Here is an 18,752-nt window from a genome sequence, read left to right as displayed (position 1 = left end):
TTCTGAAGCCATGTCATATCCCGATGAAAGCTGTAGTGTTTACCATCCGCGGTAAACCGGTACGGATTGTTTCTCATCTGCGTATCGACGGTCTGATATCTGGCAGTAACTGTTTTAATGCACGAGATAGCCATCTGTGCCTTTAGTCCAAACAGTTCACGCAGATCGTAATATACATGTTTCTGAACCTCATTGGAATTGATGCAGAAGTCATGTTGAAAGATCCATTCGGAGACAAAATTACATCCAAGCATATATTGATAAGCGGTCTGAAAAAACAGCAGATTAGTGCCACTCTCAGAAGTCAGACGTACTTTAATCGTTTCGCCTATCTGCATGTTGGACCTGCTCCTTTTCGTGAGAACACGATTTCACTATATAAATATTTTATAATATTTATATAGTGAGAAGGTAAGCATATGAATAACATTTATCAGCACCGACGGCATAACAAGAATCTGCTCATGGTACATCTGATCTTTGCGACAAAGTATCGCAAAGCCTTACTGTTCGGCACGTTCAGAACTGACGTTAAGCAATACATGTTTGATGCTTGCATCGAACATCACTGGTATCGTTTCGGTGTTCAAACAATACAGCACATATCAGGCGTGGAAAAATCATGGGCATATGATGAAAAAAACATTACTGGAAAGAAAAAACGTTATGGTCAGATGGCTATTTTGCTGCATCGATAGGACAGGTATCTCAGGAAACCATTGAACACTATATTGAGAATCAGAGCTAAACAACGTAAAACCGCCCCGTAAAGGGGCGTGGCTTCTACCGAATGACATTTTGTGAAAAGGAGTGTTGGCTTTATCATGAAGGCCATCGCTTCCCAGCCTTCACTGCCTCAGATCAGCCGCTCGACTTACTATTACTGGCTGAATCATCAGAGTCCGGATGAAGCGAAATACAGTGATCTGATGAAGGAAATCCGCACCATCTATACGAAGAATAAGAAGCGCTATGGATACCGCAGAATTGTGCTTCAGCTTCGTAATAACGGCATACATGTAAACCATAAGACAGTAAAGAGGCTGATGAAGAAGATGGATCTTTACGGCCTCAAACCACGTGCGAAATACAAGTCCTATAAAGGAGATTTCCATCGAACCGTACCGAATAAGCTGATGCATAAAGAAGTGGATACAGTAAATCACACGACTAAATACATTCGTGATTTCAAGCCGGAGACAAGCAACTGCATATGGACCACAGATGTGTCAGAGTTTCATATCGCTGCAGGCAAACTGTATCTGTCACCGATTCTCGATTTATTTGATCATTCCATTGTCTCCTACAATATCTCTGCAAGTCCCAATTTTTCCCAGACGACTGATATGCTCAGCAAGGCATTCGCAGCCAATGATCATCTGGATTGACTGATCTTTCACAGTGATCAGGGGTGGCAGTACCAGATGGCTAAGTATCAGCAGATTCTGAAGGAACATAAGATCGTGCACTCAATGTCCAGAAAAGGCAACTGTCTGGACAACTGCATCATGGAAAACTTCTTCGGCAAGATGAAGAACGAAATGTTCTATGGGCATGAATATGAATTCAAAAGCCTGGATAAGCTGAAGAAAGCCATGGAAGAATACATTGCCTATTACAACACGGAACGAATTCAAGTCAGATTAAAAGGCCTGACGCCTTGCGAGGCAAGGAGCCAAGCCTTAAAATCTAACTAACTTATTTTGTCCAACTAATTGGGTTCACTTCACTATATGTAATTCAGGCTAAGATTTTTTAGGCTTGGAAAATAATAAAGACATGAGCCTATGATTGCTCAATACGGTATTATTTCAATTTAGGTCTTCACCGTTAGATGCAATTACTTTTTTATACCAATAGTAGCTATCTTTTTTTATCCTTTTTAAGGTTCCATTTCCTTCGTTATCTTTATCTACATAAATAAAACCATATCTCTTTTTCATCTCTCCTGTTCCAGCTGAGACAATATCTATTGGTCCCCATGTGGTATATCCCATAAGATCGATAAAGTCATTATTTACAGCTTCTTCCATTGCATGAATATGTTCGCGAAAATATTCAATTCGGTACGAATCATGTATTCTTCCATCTACTGATATTTCATCAATTGCGCCGATACCATTTTCTACGATAAACAGAGGTACTTCATATCTATCATAAAGCTCATTTAAAGCAATACGCAGACCCATTGCGTCGATTGGCTTATCCCATTGGGTTTTTTTAACATAAGGATTTCCATTATGTTCAATATTTAAATTTCCGTTTTTTAATGAAGCAAGAAAAGTAAAGTAATAGCTGAAAGCAATGAAATCTGTTTTCCCCCTTTCTAATATACTTTTCTCATCCTCGGGAACTTCAAAATTTACATTCAACCTTTTTAATTTTGTATAGCATAAATTTGTATATCTGCCTTTAACCATTACATCCGTATAATAATAGTTTGATAACAGGTATTCCCTCCTAGCAAATGCATCTTCTGGACTACATGTCTTAGCATAAGCTGGTGTATATTGAATCATGCATCCGATCTTAAAAGTTGGGTTGATTTGATGCCCTAAAATAACTGCTTTTGCAGATGCCAAGAACATATTATGTGATGCTATTATTTTAACTTCATTTGGATTTTCACCAGGTTTAAACTGTAAACCAGCTTGAAGCCACGGAGTTTCTTTGTTCATTGTTTCGTTGATTTCATTAAATGTTAGCCAGTACTTTACCTTGCCATTATATCTTTTAAATACTACATCACAATAATGAACAAAAAAATCAATTAATTTTTTGCTTCTCCATGAGCCATATTTTTTTACTAGATTAAGAGGAGTTTCAAAGTGCGATAAAGTGACCAAAGGCTCAATTGAATATTTCCTTAATTCATCAATAACTCTGTCATAGTACTTAAGACCTTCTTCATTTGGAATGTTCTCATCACCATTAGGGAAAATTCTTGTCCACGCAATAGAAAAACGAACACACTTAAATCCCATTTCAGCAAGAAGAGCGATGTCTTCTTTGAAGTGGTGATATCCATCCACTGCCTCATGACTTGGATAGTACTCTCCATCTTTTACTTCATCGTCGATTATTCGAGGCACTCCTTTTTTGGAGCCTCTTACAACATCAGCAATACTTTCTCCTTTATTGTCAACATTCCACGCACCTTCATATTGATTTGCCGCAAGTGCACCACCCCAGAGAAAATTTTCTTTCATATATTTTCCTATCTAATTGAAGGTCGGGTTATTTTGCCCGACCATTTGAAATATTTATTGATTTCTAACGAAAATTATAGGTTTTTCTGTTCTTTTTCATATTCCCTGTTATCTAGAAGAACAAACGGAACATAGCACACAAAACCAACAGCAATAACGATTAATGTAAGTAATAATGCCTGCCACTGACCACTGAATGAAAGAAACTGCTGAATGAACATTGGCATACCCGCAATTGACTCAACATAAGAAGGAGTCAGGAAACCACTTGCCATGGCTGTATAGCCGATATTTGCAGTAATCAATGGTACTAATACAAATGGAATCAGGAAAATTGGATTCAACATTATAGGAAGGCCAAACACAACCGGCTCAGAAATCCCACAAATAAGCGGTATCATTGATACTTTCATTAAATCCTTAGCTTCTTGCCGTTTGGAGAATGCCAGAATAGCCAGTGCAAGCGATATTACAATTCCGGCACCACCAAGATTTGTAAAAGTATGCTGAAATGCAAGTGTATAAATTGCTGTTGGTGCAAGTCCAGCCGCCACTGCTTCCATATTCGCAGCAATATTTGCCGTTCTTACTGGTTTCGCAATTGCATTCAATGCCATATTCCCATGAATACCAAACCACCAGAGTAATTGAGATAATACTACGATGATACTAATACCAAGTCTTGAACTTAAAGCCTGATTGAAAGGTACTTCAAGAACGTTATAAATGATCGTATTGATATACATCCCTGAAGAACCATATAAGATACCTGCAAATAAGCCGAATACACTGATAGTGATTGCACATGGGATCAGTGAGTTAAAACTGTTTGCAATCATTGGTGGGACTGATTCTGGTAACTTAATTTTTAACTTTTCAAAATGCATCAACCAGTTAAACAATGCTTCAGAGAGGCTTCCAGTAATGATTGCAAGGAAGAGCGCTGATGCTCCAAAACTACTAGAAAGGTTTTCTTGATCAGATAGAACAATGAAGCAGACACTTGCAATTAATCCCGTCATTAATGGTTTTAACCCATCATGATCGCCTAAACTGTACCCGATAAAGAATACAAGCCAGAGCGCCATACAAGATACACATGCATAATTCACAGTGGTGAAAATACCTGAATAGTTTGCTAGCCAGGAAAGAGATTGGATTCCAGCAAGACCGTGTGAACCACAGATATAGATATTAAACAAAAGTGCAAAAGAACCTACAATGATAATTCCCATCATCAAAGTAAATGCATCACGAATGGCAAGAATATACTTGTTTTTGTTCATGCTATCCGCAATCGGCATTAGGAATTTCTCCAATGCATCACCTATTTTATTCAGCATTAGTTTTTCCCCTCTTCTTTCACTAATGACTTGGCAAATTCAAGAATAGCTTTCCCATTCTGCCTACCATAATCCATTGGACGAATTACTTCTACAGGTGTTCCTTTAGCTATTTTCTTGATATTCTCTTTTTCTAAACGAATCTGTGGTCCAAGAAGAATAACATCACACTTTCCGATTTCATTTTTAATTGATTCACAATCAACAGCCCAAATCTGATGATCTTCTCCCATTTCCTGAGCTGCTTTTTTCATTTTTTCTACAATCATACTGGTGGACATCCCAGCCGAACAAGCTAATAATATTTTCATTTTAATAACCCTCTTTCATAAAACAGCTTGAACCCTTCAATGTACTCTTTAGCTATATCTTTAGCGAATATTGCCATTGAGAGATGATCTTGTGCATGAACAAACATTACGCTAAATCCAATTTTCTCCCCATTTGCCTCTTTAACCATCATGTTTGTTTGGATCTGATGTGCCTGCTGAAGTTCATCAATCGCCGTTTTCATATATTTATCCGCTTCTTCAAAATTCCCTTTTCTTGCACTTTGCATAGCCAGAAAAGAATCTGCTTTAGATTCACCAGCATGTAGAATGATTTGAAAAGGAATATTTTCATTTTCTTCGTTATCCATATTTATCCTTCTTTCTTATGAATCTTATTCAGGTTTGCAAGAAACTTAGTGTAATTTCTATCCTTAATCAATTCATCGACCATACTGTGATCCATTAAAAATGATGATACTGACCGATAAAATTCCTGAATGCCTTCTTTATCATCTTTCCCAACTGATACAAGAATGATCAGATTTACTTTTTGGATCGTCCACTCAATAGGATTGTCTAGAATCCCAACACAGACATATGTTTTGTTAGACACAAGATGAATGGGATGAGGTACTGCAGACCTATAGGCATAGTCTGTTCCCGCAACTTCTTCTCTTGCTAATACTTCATTAAATAAAATTGAACCTACATTTCGTTTTTTAGCTAACATAGTACAAAGGATTTTCAGCGCTTCTTCTTTGGACTTTGCTTGTAAATGTGGAAGAAACAGTTCCTGTGAAAAAAAACTGTTTAGATTGGCTTTACTGCTTTTTTCAAAACTACGGCGCACGTCATTTAAACTGCCACTTTCCATGAAGTAATTGACCAAGATTACAGGAACATTTGCATTAATGGAAAGAGGCACTGTTGTGAAAATATAATCGAATTTGTTTAAATCTTTCTCCCCAATTCCATTCGCACTGCTCATTTCGACCGTATTGATATAATCTTTAAAGTTCTCTAAAAAACGATACTTCATTAAATTTGCACTGACTTTTCCAAGATTGCATACAAGAAGAATGTTTTTCTTAACTTTCTTTTGATTTTGACGTTCCAAGGCAAGTTCAAATGAAAGCGCAATATAACCAATCTCATCTTCACTAATTTTAGCGTTTTCTTTAGATTCAATTAGATTTCCAGCGGCACTGGCCATCGTATAAGCAAGAGGAAATTTTACTTTTATTTCCTGTAAGAGCGGATTTCGCATTATCTGGCCGTATTCCAGCCTTTTTAACAATGGTTGAAAATGTAATTCTAATGACATCTGTAAATCAAAGTCTTTCGAAAAATCAACTTGAAAAGTATCATTGACCAAAGAAATAACTTCGCTTGTCAACTTTTCGACTTCTTCATTCAATACAATATTTGAATTCTTTTCGCTAGTCTCCTTCCCTATTAAATGAAATGCCAAATATTCAATTTCTGCATATGGAAACACAAGACCGAAAAGGGATGTTATATTTTCGCAGATTTCACCGGCAATCAAGAATTCTTCTCTTTCATTCACATTGCTTTTTTCTGTTGATACGATGTATTTACCCTGTTTAATCCTTAGAATTGAGATAATGACATGCTGTGTCAGTGTTTCAATTACATAATCAGGAACAGGATAAGAATGCGCTATTACTGCATTCTGAACAATCTGTCGAATCTGATTTGTTGAGTATATTCCATCCAATAAAGCTAATTCTTGATCAGCCCCAAGTTCTCTGAAGCTTATTTCGCTTCCTGAAAGATAAAAACCCTTTTTCCCTTTTTTTTCTAACCTTAAATCATAAGTTTTTACTACTTCTTCAACTTTTTTCAAATCTTGCTGCAACGTTTTATCACTAATAAACCACTCATCACAGATTTTTTGATAATTCAAAGGTTTATTTTCCACAAGCAGTTTGTATAGAAGAAAGCGTACTCTTTCGTCAGGTGTTTGGGGAATGCTGGTATGTTCTTTTCCAAGCATTTTAAAACGTTCAAATTCATTAATATCAAGAATGCGAAGTGTATACCCTTCTCCTCTTTTGGAAACAAGTTCAGCACCATTACCAATTAATGCAGAAGAAATCCCAGAAAGTGATGTGCGCACTGTTTTATCACTAACCCCAATTTCTTTTGCAAGCTGTGATGATGTTGCAGTTCCTTCTTGAACCAACAAATTTAAAAGATCCCATTCTCTCTTTTTCATTTGACGTTCTCTTCTTTACAATTTTCATTATAAGAATTCATTTCTGCACTCCAATCCAGCCTTTTTCCTTTTATCCAAAGGTAATTATTTCCACATCATACTTGATTAAAGCCAATACAGTGCAAACGCCAGCATGACGAACGCGGTACGTTGCCATTATTAGTACTTGGTCTAGGCAGGTTCAATAATCTTCCCAATCCGATACCCATTCGCATTCATGATAGCTCCTGCCATCATCTCCTATGTAATCCCAGCAGGATGTCGTTCCGCCGCTGACCTCTGAACGCGCAGAACCGCCTGCACTTCCATTTCTGCTGGCATCCGGCGTCGGTGTCGTCCATGTGCAGTAAGTCCCCTGCCAGGTGCCGTACGTCTCCAGACAGTGCGCTTTTTCGGCCGCATATGGATCAGCATTTCCACTCTCAGTCTTCTGCGTTTTCCCTGTCTGATTGAAGTTCCCGTCCTTTGTGTTTTCCTGCGCGCCTTCCTCTGCACCATTCTCCCTGTGTTCCAGATCAGACCCCTCGCTCCTGGCAGTGATGCTGGAATCCAATGTTTCGGGTTCCGATGCAGAAAGCACTGCGACGCGGACACTCCGGATTGTGATCTCTCCGTCTTCTCCGACCACTGTCAGCGTGATAGGATAGACACCGGCATGATCCGTGTCCAGAGCTCCGGTCACCGTGTGTGATTTGCATGTCTGCATGGTCTCCACCGAAAGGAAGTCATCCGCGTTCAGCATCATTCCTTCGCGGATCGTCACGGTATCCGGTCCGGAGATTTCAAGTGTCTCCAGGTTTTCCGATCCGCCGGCATTCGGCACTCCAGCGCAGCCGCAGAGCAGAGCATGCAGGCATATCGCCGCCAGGGTTATCCTTCTCATCCAAGTTCTCATTTCAGTAGCTTCCTCTTCGAATTTCGCGGAAGAGAACAATGATGTGCGTCTTCTCATCCCATCTCCTGCAGGTCTGAAGCGTCAAAAGATGATCGCCATACCGCACCGGGACATCCGATGACAAAACCGTCCAGGAATAGACCTGATTGATCCAGTCATAGAAGTCCTCTTCTGAGGAAAAGTCCGGCCTGCTGTAGTCCGGGCTTCCTGCGTTTTCAAGCGTGCTGTAGTAGGCTGCCGCCGCGAGGTACGTTCGCAGCTCTCCGTCCTTGAGATAGAAGTCCAGCAGTGCATTCTCCTGGAACTTTTCCGGATCCGTCAGTTCTTCCAGCCTGGAAAACATTGCGGAGGAATCATAGTAAACGTTATGTCCGTAGATCGTGATGTTTGCACTGTCCGTGGAACAGAAGCTGTCCATGAANGGAGTCCCCTGCGAAGACCGCTCTCCGAAGAAGCTGCGGCGGAGGTAGTATTCATCATCGCTGTTCTGAACAACCGGTTCTTCGATCAGGCCGCTTCGAAAGCTCAGGTATCCTATGAAATCCGGATTCTCGTTCTTCAGCTGATCCCAGCTCTGCTCTGAGAATCCTGACTCAGACGAGCTTCCCGGATCTGGTTCTTCGGAAGTCCCGGTGCGATTTGTCTCTCTGCTGGTGATGAGCCCTGCAATCTGTTTCTCTGCCTTTCCTGCTTCCGCGGCAGAATGCAGTTCCGGCACGATTTTTACGAGGCAGAATCCCAGCATGCATGCAGTAAAAATGATCAGTATTCGATTTATGTGTTTTGTCATTTTCATACGAAAAAAGCCCGCCGTATAATATTGCGGCGAGCATAATCTGATATTCCGGTCAGCGTACGACTGCAGAACGGATTCCTGAAGCTTACTTCTTATCCGTTTTCTCAATCTCCGCTAGGATCCGTTTCTTGTACTTGATATAGGTCGGCTTGGAAATTCCCAGCCGTTTCTGGACTTCAGCATCCGTCTCAGTTCCGTTGAAATGTCTGCTGTGTCCGAAGATCTCGGTCATGATCTCCCGTTCTTTTTCCGGCGGGAATTTTCTGCCTATGGTTCTCCCGGCTTTCTCTGCTTCCTGATAGCCTTTGATCGCAGCCATCTTCCTGGTTTCGAATTTTTCCTTCCGCTCTTCTTCCGCGTTTGCTTCGTAATGAATCAGGCGGAACAGAAAGCACTCTTCTCCGGTCAGAAACTGACGGGCGGTAAGCTTCGGGTCCTGCATGGCGGTGAGAAAGTACTCGGTATTGAGAATCGGCTGTTCCTTGAATCTGACATGCATTCCGTTTTTCAGCATATCCAGATAGGCAGATTCCGCTTCTCCCACGGTATCACCCAGATCAAACAGGCTTCTGACTTCGACCGTGTCGTCTGGATGTGCAAGGTTCATCATCCGCTGAAGGTTCCAGAATCTGCTTCCTTTTTCAGGCGGATCCCGGAAGACATATCTGTCTCTCTGCTGATCATAGCGGGCCGCAAGATACTCTTCATCCGACACGCCTGCCCGGCTGCCGTCAGTCCTGCGTTCCCTGTCTGTCAGTACTTTCCGCTCGTAGATAAAGTGTCTCGATTCCATGACCACATTATAGTTGATCAGGAACCGGAGATCACCTGCGGCCTTCAGCCCGGCATGCATCCAGGGACAGCGAGGAGCCTCATGGGAGGATGCAGGTTCAGCTGTCCTGCGGCAGGTGGAACTGTCCGTCTGCGCCTGGAAAGAGCTCGTTTCCATCCGGATCCAGCAGGATCATTGGCAGCTTCCGCGTCCATGCCGCACGCATCAGCGACACCGCGGCGCTCGAGCCGGAAGCGGATGCCCCGCCTTCTAAAGCCGACATGCTCATGGATGCGGCGGTCTTTCCGCTCTCTTCCTCACTGCTCCCGCCAGCTGCACTGCCTCCTGTCATGCTGCTTCCCGATGATGCATTCTGAGCAGCGGAGGTTTCAGAATTCCCTGCCCCGGATGCGGAGCCCTCGGTGCTGATGTTTCCTGCTTCCGTGCTTCCGCTTTCCGTTTTCGCTTCTTCCGCCGGCGTGCTCTCTGTCTTTTCTGACGTTTCCTTCTCCGCATACTTCTCCGGATTCAGAAACCGGTCAAGATCGGTCTCCTTCTCGGAAAGATTCTGATCCGCCTGATCTGCAGCTTCCGTCTTCTTCTCAAGATTCTCCGAAGTGTCCTGGATCTCTTTGTTCAGAGCTTCAGCATCTGCAACCTCCTGTACTGCCTGATCGGCCGCCTTCTGTGCTTCCGCCAGCTTCTCTTCAGCAGCGGCGTCTGATGCATTTTGCTCTGCCTTTGCGTCTTCGACCTTCTTCGTGTACTCCGCTTCCGCCGATGCCTCTGCATCCTGCTTCACGCCTTCCGCGTCAGAGATCTTCTGATCGCGCGTCTCTGCAGCCTCACTGCTGGAAGCTTGAAGCGCTCCATCCGCATCGGCCTTTGCCTGATTGTATTTCTCTGCAGACGCCTGTTCCGCCGCCGCTTTCTCTGCAGATGCCGCATCTTCCGAATCCTGCCGGATCCCTGCCGCTTCCGCTTCCTCTGCCGCATAGTCCGCATCGGCTTTTCTCGTGGTATCCTGAACGATCGTGCTGTTTTTCGCTTCTTCCAGTGCTTCCTTTTCATCTGCACTCTTTACGTCTGCGGCCTCCTGCTCGATCTCCATCATGTCCTCGGCTTCCTTCTGCGTCTCTTCCGCACTTAAGAGTGCGGACGCCGCCTCGTCTGCATCATCCGTCCGATCAAGCACGGTTTCAGCCGCAGTGTTCACGTTCTGATCTGCCGTGGTCTTCTGAGCTTCCGCTTCTGCAAGCGTGGCTGCCTTGGCTTCTGCTTCCGTCCGCTTTGTCGCTTCCTCGTTCTCTGCACTCGTGACTGCGGTTTCCGCTTCCTTCACCAGGGCGGCAGTCTTTTCCGCATCGAGGTTTGCGTCCGCAAGGATGGAAGTCTTCTCGGCCACGGATACCTCTGCATCCCTCAGCTCCTTCTGAGCGTCGACGATCGCCTGATACTGTGCCGCGGTAAGGCCGATGCCGTCATATGCCGTTCCATCCGCATTCAGCGCGCCGCTCTTGGCTGCCGTCAGTTCATCGAGCGCCGCCTGCTTCTCCGCCACAAGCGCCTCTGCATCAGAGAGATCCTTCTGCACCTGGGTATAGTAGGCAAGGAACATCTCCTTGTATTCCGCAACCGTGTACACTTTTTCGCCTGGTACAGTCCGCGAGTCAAACTCCTGCACGGTGCTCTGGCTGCGTTCGTCGTTGACTGCGGCGCCGGTCACCTTCGCAGATGTGCTGATCAGATTCGTGTAGTGTCCGGTTCCTCCCTGCACTTCGCCAAGCGAGAGTCCGAGCGCTTCTGCGGTTTCCTGATCTGTCGCATACGGATGCGCCCTGCGATAGTCATAGATCGCTTTCTCATCCTCATACCATCCATTGAACGGGTCCAGGTCCTCAAGGTTCTTCACATCTGTGCTTACCTCAGAATAGCCGCCTGCCCAGTTCTCGCTGGTCTGCCAGTAGGAATCTCCGGCATTTCCGCTGACTCTGCTGTCTGCCTGACCGGCAAGGGATTCCTCATAGTCTGCTAACTGCCAGTGCGTGCTGTAGTAAGCTGTCGCATTGGCATTTGCCTCCGCCAGCGCCATCATGCGCATTGTCGTGCAGAGTTCCGAAAGATCCGTGCGATTGGAATCCTGGGAGCGGAGTTCATTGCTTTCCTCCATGTAGCGGATTGCCTTTTCGATGTTTGCAAGGCTTGTCGCATCACCTTCCCCGCCCTGGCTCGTTCTTGCACCGGTCTGAACACTTGCAGAAGACGCATAGTCGAGCACTGCCTTTGCATAGGCATAGCCGGTCGGATCGGATTCCTTCTGAGTCTCATAGAATCCCATGATGCCCTGGTCAATCACTGCCTGTGCGGATGCGGCACGGACTTTCGCTGCTTCAAGTGCTGCATTGGCGTTGCGGATCTGCTGATCTGCGTTTTCCTTTTCTGCTTCCGCATTCTGGACGTCCGCTTCTGCGGATGCCTGAACGCGCTTGGCCGTGCTTAACGCCGTCTGTGCATCGCTCACCGCTTTCTGAGCAGCGGCGTCGTTTTCTCTTGCAGAAGAAAGTTCTGCTTCCGCGTCCTGAAGTGCCTGCTCGGCGGCCTTTGCTGCGGCGGCTGCAGTTTCCGAAGCAGTCTTTGCTTTCTGCAGGGCATCGTCTTTCTGCTTCTGAACCGCCTGCGCATCGGCAAATGCATTTACTGCTTCTGAAAGAGCGTCATCCGCCGCCTGCTTTTCTGCCTGTGCGCTCTGCGTCTGTTCCACCGCCGCCTTGAGAGACGCTGCGGCAGCGAGATATTCCGGATCGGATTCTGCTTCTGCGACTGCTTTCTCATAAGCTGTTTCTGCTTGTGCGACCGCGGCATCATAGCTCTCCTGCGCTGCCTGGATTCTCGCATCATGAGCTTCCCTTGCTTCTGCAACCGAATCGTCATAGATCTTCTTCGCATCGGATAGCTTTGCCTGATAAACCGCATCCGTGGCTGTATCCGTGCTGGTTCTTGCTTCCTCCGCCGCGGCAAGTGCTGCGTCATGAAGGTTTTCTGCGGCCGTGATCAAAGCATCGTATTCCGCTTCTGCAGATGCCTTTGCGGACGCGAACTCTTTCTCCGCCTGCTCCGCTGCAGCTTTCCGCTCCGCATCCGCGCCTGCCTCTGCAAGGCTGTAAACTCCTGCCGCTTCATTGACTGCATCGGTGTAAGCCTGTTGCGCATTGGAAAGGTTCTGCTCTGCAAGTTCCAGCGCGGCAGCTTTCTCGCCGGCATGCATTCTTGCGGCCTCGATCACATGATCGTCATTCAGAAGAGATCCGGTCACTTCCTGAAGCCTGGTCTTTGCCGCTTCATAAGCAGATTCCGCATCGGCAAGCTCCGCTTTTGCAGAAGCGACCAGCGATGCCGCTTTCAGCACTTCATTGTTCAGCCGGTTGCGTTCGATCTCCCAGGGACTGAGACTTTCCTGTTTGGAGCCGGAAGAGGATCCGGTATTAGAAGCAGTGGATGCCGGAGTCCAGACGCATCCGGTTCCGTTCACCCATGTTCCCCAGGTCTCCGCACATTTTGTCTGGATCTCTGCAAGCGGATCTGCTTCCTCCGCCTGCATAGTTCTGACAGCGGCGCCTTTTGAAACGCCTGCCGCCGAAGATCCTGATGTGCTCATCGGATTCTGGGAATCGGAAGATTCTGAATTTTCTGGTTCACTCTTTCCTGCCGCTGAATCCTTTTCCGCCGGGGAAGAAGAAGGAGACGCTGATGCCTGAATCGAAGGTTCTCCGGTCGGGGACGAAGAAGCACCTGTTTCGGATGCCACAGAGCTTCGATTCGTGAAGAAGCCGCATCCGGCAAGCGTCACGCTCAGTAGCGCGGCGGATGCCTTCTGTAATGATCTGCTGCTAGTCATGATTGTTTTTCCTCAACTTTCACACTTCCTGTATACCTCAAAAAGTAATTATTGCAATGCTAAATTTACTTAAAAATGAGAAATGCGATCTCGGAAGAACCGCAAAAGAAGCCATGGAAGCTTCTTCCGATGATCGGAAGAGGGACCTCCATGGCTGTCCGGTTCTATTCGGCTTTTCTGCTGAGTTTCTTCACCAGGATCACAAACGCCGCAAGTGCAGCTGCACCTAGGGATCCATAGACGACCAGATCCTTTCCGGCATCCGTGACGATCCAGCGGATTCTGCGTCTGCGCTTCCGGGTGGAAGAAACATAGATCGTCTGATTCTCATCGCTGATGTCGGCATGGGACACAATCTCCGTTCCATCTGCACTCAGAGTCTCAAACGCCACGATCTCCGTCTCATCCTTCACTAACGCTGTCGGGAACGTGAAGGTCAGCGTCACTTCGCCATTCTTTGCCGCCGGCGTAAAGACAAGAGAAGCAGTCACCGGTGCGCCGTTATTCTTGAGCGGTCCGTCATCCCATCCGCCGCCATTCTTCAGATGCAGTGTTCCGGAAACCGTGTACTGCTTTCCCGGAGTGAGATTGCGGTAATAGACCGTATCCTTGATCACGGACGTCGTCTCTTTCTTCGGGCGGATCGTGTCATAGCCGTCCTTCCCGTTGTATGCAGTCGTATGAAGATCCGGCGTCTCCGTTTCCGGGGTCGGTGTCGGAGTCGAGGAAGGAGTGGACGAAGGAGTCGGCGCTGGCGTCACGGACGGGGTCGGACTCGGTGTGGAGGTCGGCGTCGGAGTAGGACCCGGCGTTTCTTCTACCTTCACAGTCTGGCCTTCATCCGAAAGATCTGCATGCGAGGTGACATGCACGTCATCAAGATACAGATCCTCAAATACCACAAGCGACCGCCCGGCAAGCTTTGAAGTATCGACGGTGAATTCCATCCGCTCTTCTCCGGAAACTCCGCCCGGCGTAAAGCGCATCTCTGCTTCTGCAATCACGCCTTCATCCTTTGTTCCATCCGCACTGACAAGATGCAGCGTTCCTTTCAGCTCATATTCCTTTCCTTCGATGAGTCCGCTCCAGGAAACGACATCTGTCACTTTTACGCTGGAGGAAGCAGCTACGGTCTTTCCGTTTTCCCCTCCTGCCGCAGTACGCAGCTCCGGAACTGTCGGAACGACGGTCACGGTCTGACCCTGATCGGAAAGATCCGCATGAGACGTCACTCTGGCGCCGTCAAGGAACAGGTCCTCAAACACGACGAGGGATCTTCCTTCCTGCGCGGAAACATCGACATTGCTGAAGATCATCCGGACGCTTCCTTCTTCGGATTCCGGAGTAAACTTCATGGAGCTTTCGGCAATGATTCCTCCGTCCGTTCCATCCGGATTCACGAGATGCAGCTCTCCCTTCAGTTCATATTCCTTTCCGGCTTCAAGATCCCGATACGAAACCGTATCCACGATCTCTGCCTTTGCGGAAGTGCGGATCTCCTTGCTCACGCCGTCTGATCCGGTGGCGGAGGTTTCAATCTGCGGGCTGGAGCGATGGACGCTGACCGTAACGGTCTGGCCTTCATCATTGATGTTCGCATGCGTGAGAATCGTCTTCTCTCCTTCCGATAGCTCTTCAAATACGACGAGCTTTTCGCCATCCTGAAGCATCGATCCATCAAACGTAAAGCGCATCTCCACGCTGCCATCCGGTTCTGACGGAGTGAAGGTCACTTCACTGGTGACCGGAATGCCGCCGGAACTCAGAATGCCTGCATCAGCTCCGTTTGCCTTTTCATGGACGGATCCTTTGAGCGTATAGGTTCTGTTCGGCACAAGGCCGGTGTAAGCCACGGTATCCACGATCGTGACGGTGTGGTCTGCGGACGGATCCGGATTCACGTTCAGATTCTTTCCGCCGGATGAACTCAGCGCTGTGGTATGCAGGCTGCGGTCGGCATAGGAGACCGTCTGATCCTGATCATTCAGGTCTTCATGAACCGCAATCACTTCTTCTCCCTGCGTGCAGGATTCAAAGACGACCACGGTCTTTCCCTTGAGAAGATCCTTCGGAACGCGGAACGTCAGCGTGACGCTTCCGGATTCCGTCTTTGCCTGGAATCTCCTTGATACCGGTTCCGCGCCTTCAAGCTTTTCCCCGGTAGCTTTATCCATGAGCGTTCCGGTCATCGTATAGGATGCTCCGACCTTGAGGCCGCTGTAGCTTACCTGATCGCTCACATAGTAATAAGCTTCCTGATCCTCTTGCGATGCACGGTCCGTGACATCGGAAGCCTTTGTCCGGATGCCTGGGAACGTGATTGTCTGATCCTCATCCTCCGGGTTGGTATGCCATGCGACATACGGACGAACGCTCGGCTCCGGAGATTCGCTCGGAACGGCACTTGGTGAAGCCGAAGGCTCCGGCGTTTCCTTTCCCTGAATCTGCAGGAAACCGGACCTGTAGCTGACCAGATAGTTTCCCTGGATCATTGCGCCGGTCACGAAGATCCGATGTGCGCCGACGGTTTCTCCTTTTCCACGGTAGAGGCGGTAAGTCACGGTATCATCTCCGAGCGTTCCATCGACTTTTGCGGTAAATACCGGATCGGCTTCTCCGACCTGCTTCACTGCATCTTCCGCAGTCACGGTGACTTCCTTCCGCTCAATCGTGAGCTTTCCATCCGCCACGACGATCTTTGCCGAAACACCCGGTGCAGTGCAGTGAAATTCAGAAGCCTTCAGCCCCTGCAGATAGATGCCTGCATCGGTTCCGCTGATCGATCCTGTTCCGGAATATACGATCTGATCCGTGGAGAAGGAAGGATCATCTGCCGCAATCGTATAGCCTTCCAGCACATGTTCCTCTCCGTCATAGGTTACGGTCTCGCTCTTTCCGGTGATGGTAATCGTGACTTCCTTTCCTTCCGGATTCTTCCGATATGTTACGGTTACTTCCTGATCCGTAAATGCATCTGCAGAAACCTCCGCCGCATTCACTGCCGAGACCACGGACGVATCTGCAGTATATCCTGCAATCGAAGGAACGGTGTAAGAGGGCCATCCGAACTTCACGGAGGTCTTCGGCTCCGTCGTGACAGTCTTTCCGGTCACAAGATCCACCGCGGTTGAAGACGCAGTCGTTTCCTTCTGACCGATCTGAATGACATCCTCTGTCACCTTCGATCCGTCTTCTTTGACAAAGTGAATCGTGCGCGTGACGGAGGTCGAAGAAGCTTCTGAAGTCTCGGAAGCCTGCACGCCATGATCCAGTACGATCATGATATCTTCCGGTGCAGTATCTCCGTCATAGGATACCGATGCCGGAACTGCTTCTGCGGGATTCTTACGGATATAGCCCTGCTGATACAGCTCTAAAAGAAGTTCGGAAAGGCTCTTCCCGTCTTCATTCTTCAGAACTGCAGTCTGCCCCTGGTACACCTTCACGCGGAAGCTGTAGGAAGATAGATCCTGCGGATCCTCGTCTGCATCTGTAAAGCTTACGCGGACCATCGCGTTTGCGGCTTCCTTCCATCCCGCATACAGCGTGAAGTCAGAGTCTGCTTCGACTGCCCTGCTGAGATCTGCTTTTTCTCCAGGGGTCACAGTTCCGTCTTCAGACACGGTTCCGTAATACCAGCCGTCAAATACATAGCCGTCCTTTACCGGATCTGCGACCGGTTCCAGGTATCCTCCCTCCGAAGTGGTCTGAACCGGATAGGAATCCGGCGTTCCTCCCTGGGAATCAAAGGTGACCTGGATCTTCTTGACGATCTTATGAGAGAACGTGACATCAAACGTGGTTCCCTCTCCGGAGGCAAAGCTCACCTCTGCACTCTGCAGACGGGTGCCGTAATTCACGCCGTCAGAAGATGGAAGAGAGACTTCCTGAACCAGATAGTTCCCGCGGGAAAGACCGGAGAATACTGCTGTTCCGTTCTCATCACTCACTGCAGACTGCAGGATCTCGCTGCTTCCCTTTCTGGTCAGAGTCAGGGATACGCCTTCGATTGGTTCTTTCAGAGAAGAGTCTCTCTGAACCTTCACGGTGACTTCCGCCTTCTTCCCATCGTCTGTCAGAACCCGGCCATAGAAGTCCGTCGGATCGGGAAGCGCCTCACTGATCAGACCGCTGAAGGACTGCGTGTATGCATCATCGAGATACCAGCCGTCAAAAAAGGCCCCGTCGGAAAGACCCTCAGGAACCTCGATCATGGTATCCGTGTCCAGCACCTGCTCCTTCTCCGTGATCCCCGCATCCGTCTGCAGATGCGTGCGGATCGTGCGCCTTCTTGCGGAAGAGCTCTCGGATCCCGACACGGTTTCATAGGTGATCTTCACGCCGGTGATCCGGATATTGGAATTGACGTACTGCTCCCCTGCCTGCTCCTTGACGGCGTCAGGAACCATCTCTGCTGCAGCGGAAACTGCAGAAGCGATGAAGTCCCGGAAGCCGGACTCCGACTGCTCGCCATGGCTGACCGAAAGATGAACGAGGATCGGCGTACGGAACGGCATTTCCTCCGCAGAGGATGCATGGATATAATCCGTCTCGTAAGAATCGTAATATGCAGCCGAAGCGGAAAGCTCAATCACTGCTCTGCTTCTGCTGAAGTCTGCGTTTGTGTAATCCGTTTCCGGAAGTGCGGAAATCACATCTTCCTTCCGGATGCTCACGGCACCGTCCGTCACATGATTTGATGCCGTAAAGAACGGGGACGCTGATGCGGTCAGCTTCAGAGAACCGGAGCTGCCGGAGGATTCAAAACTCAGCGGAACACTGACGGTTTCCGATACATGGTATCTTCGGATTTCACGCTTTGCGCTGCTTCCGGTTCCAAGCGCACAGGCGGTATACTGCGCGCTTCCGCTGTAGTTTCCGCTCATGCACGGGGTATCAGGATCCGTGTTCTTCGCGGTCGTTCCGGTATACACCGAAACATGCACCGGCTGTTCGGAAGCCGCATCGCTGTAGAATGCAAACACATCCCCGGTTTCCAGTGCAAGCTCGCTTCCGTCTAAAACCGTGACCTTTCCATCCTTAACGGCATAATCATCTCCCAGCGGATAGGAATCATAGTCATCCGCATAATACAGGAGTCCGCCGGCTTCCAGAATTCTTGCGGCAGCTGCGTCGCAGGAAAGCTTCGTATTTCCGATCAGCTCATCCGCTTTTTCTTTCATCGCTTCTTCCGCCGTTTCCGCATGGGTCTCAGTAATAAGAGAAGCCGGAACCCCGGCTCCTTCCCCTCCCAGAAACAGCGATGCAAGCGCCAGAACCCCCTGAAGGCCGCGCTTCATGGATCTCATTCTCTTCATTGTCTTTTTCATC

General features: G+C 47.7%; 12 protein-coding genes and 1 pseudogene. 4 read left to right on the top strand and 9 right to left on the bottom strand.

Annotated elements, in window-relative coordinates:
- Positions 1 to 419 precede the first annotated feature (419 nt).
- The 4 genes and pseudogenes from FYJ51_RS13730 (at position 420) to FYJ51_RS06100 (ending at position 1,697) form a co-directional block, all read left to right on the top strand.
- A complete protein-coding gene (locus FYJ51_RS13730) occupies positions 420 to 698 on the top strand; it encodes a hypothetical protein (RefSeq protein ID WP_235897240.1) in 279 nt (92 codons plus the stop codon).
- Positions 686 to 748 (top strand): annotated as a pseudogene (locus tag FYJ51_RS13925) (hypothetical protein); the annotation flags it as partial. The gene FYJ51_RS13730 and the pseudogene FYJ51_RS13925, both read left to right, overlap by 13 nt.
- A gap of 76 nt (positions 749 to 824) precedes the next feature.
- Positions 825 to 1,388 (top strand): IS3 family transposase, encoded by a 564-nt coding sequence (locus FYJ51_RS06105; protein WP_154504264.1) that lies wholly within the window; start codon positions 825 to 827, stop codon positions 1,386 to 1,388.
- Complete coding sequence (locus tag FYJ51_RS06100; protein ID WP_328597267.1) at positions 1,389 to 1,697, top strand: IS3 family transposase; 309 nt, start codon at positions 1,389 to 1,391, stop codon at positions 1,695 to 1,697. It begins immediately after the preceding gene.
- 114 nt (positions 1,698 to 1,811) lie between these two features.
- On the opposite strand, the gene FYJ51_RS06095 is transcribed toward FYJ51_RS06100, so the two are convergent.
- The 9 genes from FYJ51_RS06095 to FYJ51_RS06050 form a co-directional block, all read right to left on the bottom strand.
- Complete coding sequence (locus FYJ51_RS06095; RefSeq protein ID WP_154504260.1) at positions 1,812 to 3,209, bottom strand: family 1 glycosylhydrolase; 1,398 nt, start codon at positions 3,207 to 3,209, stop codon at positions 1,812 to 1,814.
- A 74-nt stretch (positions 3,210 to 3,283) separates the two neighbouring features.
- Positions 3,284 to 4,552 carry a PTS sugar transporter subunit IIC gene (locus tag FYJ51_RS06090; RefSeq protein WP_154504258.1) on the bottom strand — a complete coding sequence of 423 codons (1,269 nt, stop codon included), beginning with the start codon at positions 4,550 to 4,552 and terminating at the stop codon, positions 3,284 to 3,286.
- A complete protein-coding gene (locus FYJ51_RS06085) occupies positions 4,552 to 4,863 on the bottom strand; it encodes a PTS sugar transporter subunit IIB (protein WP_154504256.1) in 312 nt (103 codons plus the stop codon). The genes FYJ51_RS06090 and FYJ51_RS06085 overlap by 1 nt, the downstream gene beginning before the upstream one ends.
- Positions 4,860 to 5,192: a PTS lactose/cellobiose transporter subunit IIA gene (locus tag FYJ51_RS06080; RefSeq protein WP_154504254.1), complete on the bottom strand. Its 333-nt coding sequence runs from the start codon at positions 5,190 to 5,192 to the stop codon at positions 4,860 to 4,862. Before FYJ51_RS06080 ends, FYJ51_RS06085 begins: the two co-directional genes overlap by 4 nt.
- Before the next feature lie 2 nt (positions 5,193 to 5,194).
- The gene (locus FYJ51_RS06075; RefSeq protein WP_154504252.1) at positions 5,195 to 7,063 is read right to left on the bottom strand and encodes a BglG family transcription antiterminator; all 1,869 of its coding nucleotides are present in this window, start codon (positions 7,061 to 7,063) and stop codon (positions 5,195 to 5,197) included.
- A gap of 181 nt (positions 7,064 to 7,244) precedes the next feature.
- Positions 7,245 to 7,946 carry a hypothetical protein gene (locus tag FYJ51_RS06070; protein WP_154504250.1) on the bottom strand — a complete coding sequence of 234 codons (702 nt, stop codon included), beginning with the start codon at positions 7,944 to 7,946 and terminating at the stop codon, positions 7,245 to 7,247.
- Between the two features lie 893 nt (positions 7,947 to 8,839).
- On the bottom strand, positions 8,840 to 9,703 hold the full coding sequence (locus FYJ51_RS06060; protein WP_154504246.1) for a hypothetical protein: 864 nt from the start codon (positions 9,701 to 9,703) through the stop codon (positions 8,840 to 8,842).
- Positions 9,645 to 13,421 (bottom strand): coiled-coil domain-containing protein, encoded by a 3,777-nt coding sequence (locus FYJ51_RS06055; RefSeq protein ID WP_154504244.1) that lies wholly within the window; start codon positions 13,419 to 13,421, stop codon positions 9,645 to 9,647. The genes FYJ51_RS06060 and FYJ51_RS06055 overlap by 59 nt, the downstream gene beginning before the upstream one ends.
- Positions 13,422 to 13,585: 164 nt before the next feature.
- Positions 13,586 to 18,751, bottom strand: a complete 5,166-nt coding sequence (locus FYJ51_RS06050; protein ID WP_205946217.1) for a VaFE repeat-containing surface-anchored protein — start codon at positions 18,749 to 18,751, stop codon at positions 13,586 to 13,588.
- Between the last annotated feature and the right edge of the window lies 1 nt (position 18,752).

The organism is Stecheria intestinalis (genome assembly GCF_009696165.1).
Lineage (GTDB): Bacteria > Bacillota_I > Bacilli_A > Erysipelotrichales > Erysipelotrichaceae > Bulleidia > Bulleidia intestinalis.
The sequence above is the reverse complement of the archived record's forward strand: the minus strand, read 5'-3'. Positions and strand labels throughout refer to the sequence as shown.

Excerpts from the sequence above, each read along its gene's own strand:
- FYJ51_RS06090 (WP_154504258.1), bottom strand. The coding sequence starts at position 4,552 with ATGCTGAATAAAATAGGTGATGCATTGGAGAAATTCCTAATGCCGATT.
- FYJ51_RS13730 (WP_235897240.1), top strand. The coding sequence starts at position 420 with ATGAATAACATTTATCAGCACCGACGGCATAACAAGAATCTGCTCATG.
- FYJ51_RS06085 (WP_154504256.1), bottom strand. The coding sequence starts at position 4,863 with ATGAAAATATTATTAGCTTGTTCGGCTGGGATGTCCACCAGTATGATT.
- FYJ51_RS06070 (WP_154504250.1), bottom strand. The coding sequence starts at position 7,946 with ATGAGAAGGATAACCCTGGCGGCGATATGCCTGCATGCTCTGCTCTGC.
- FYJ51_RS06080 (WP_154504254.1), bottom strand. The coding sequence starts at position 5,192 with ATGGATAACGAAGAAAATGAAAATATTCCTTTTCAAATCATTCTACAT.
- FYJ51_RS06105 (WP_154504264.1), top strand. The coding sequence starts at position 825 with ATGAAGGCCATCGCTTCCCAGCCTTCACTGCCTCAGATCAGCCGCTCG.
- FYJ51_RS06075 (WP_154504252.1), bottom strand. The coding sequence starts at position 7,063 with ATGAAAAAGAGAGAATGGGATCTTTTAAATTTGTTGGTTCAAGAAGGA.
- FYJ51_RS06095 (WP_154504260.1), bottom strand. The coding sequence starts at position 3,209 with ATGAAAGAAAATTTTCTCTGGGGTGGTGCACTTGCGGCAAATCAATAT.
- FYJ51_RS06060 (WP_154504246.1), bottom strand. The coding sequence starts at position 9,703 with ATGGAAACGAGCTCTTTCCAGGCGCAGACGGACAGTTCCACCTGCCGC.
- FYJ51_RS06055 (WP_154504244.1), bottom strand. The coding sequence starts at position 13,421 with ATGACTAGCAGCAGATCATTACAGAAGGCATCCGCCGCGCTACTGAGC.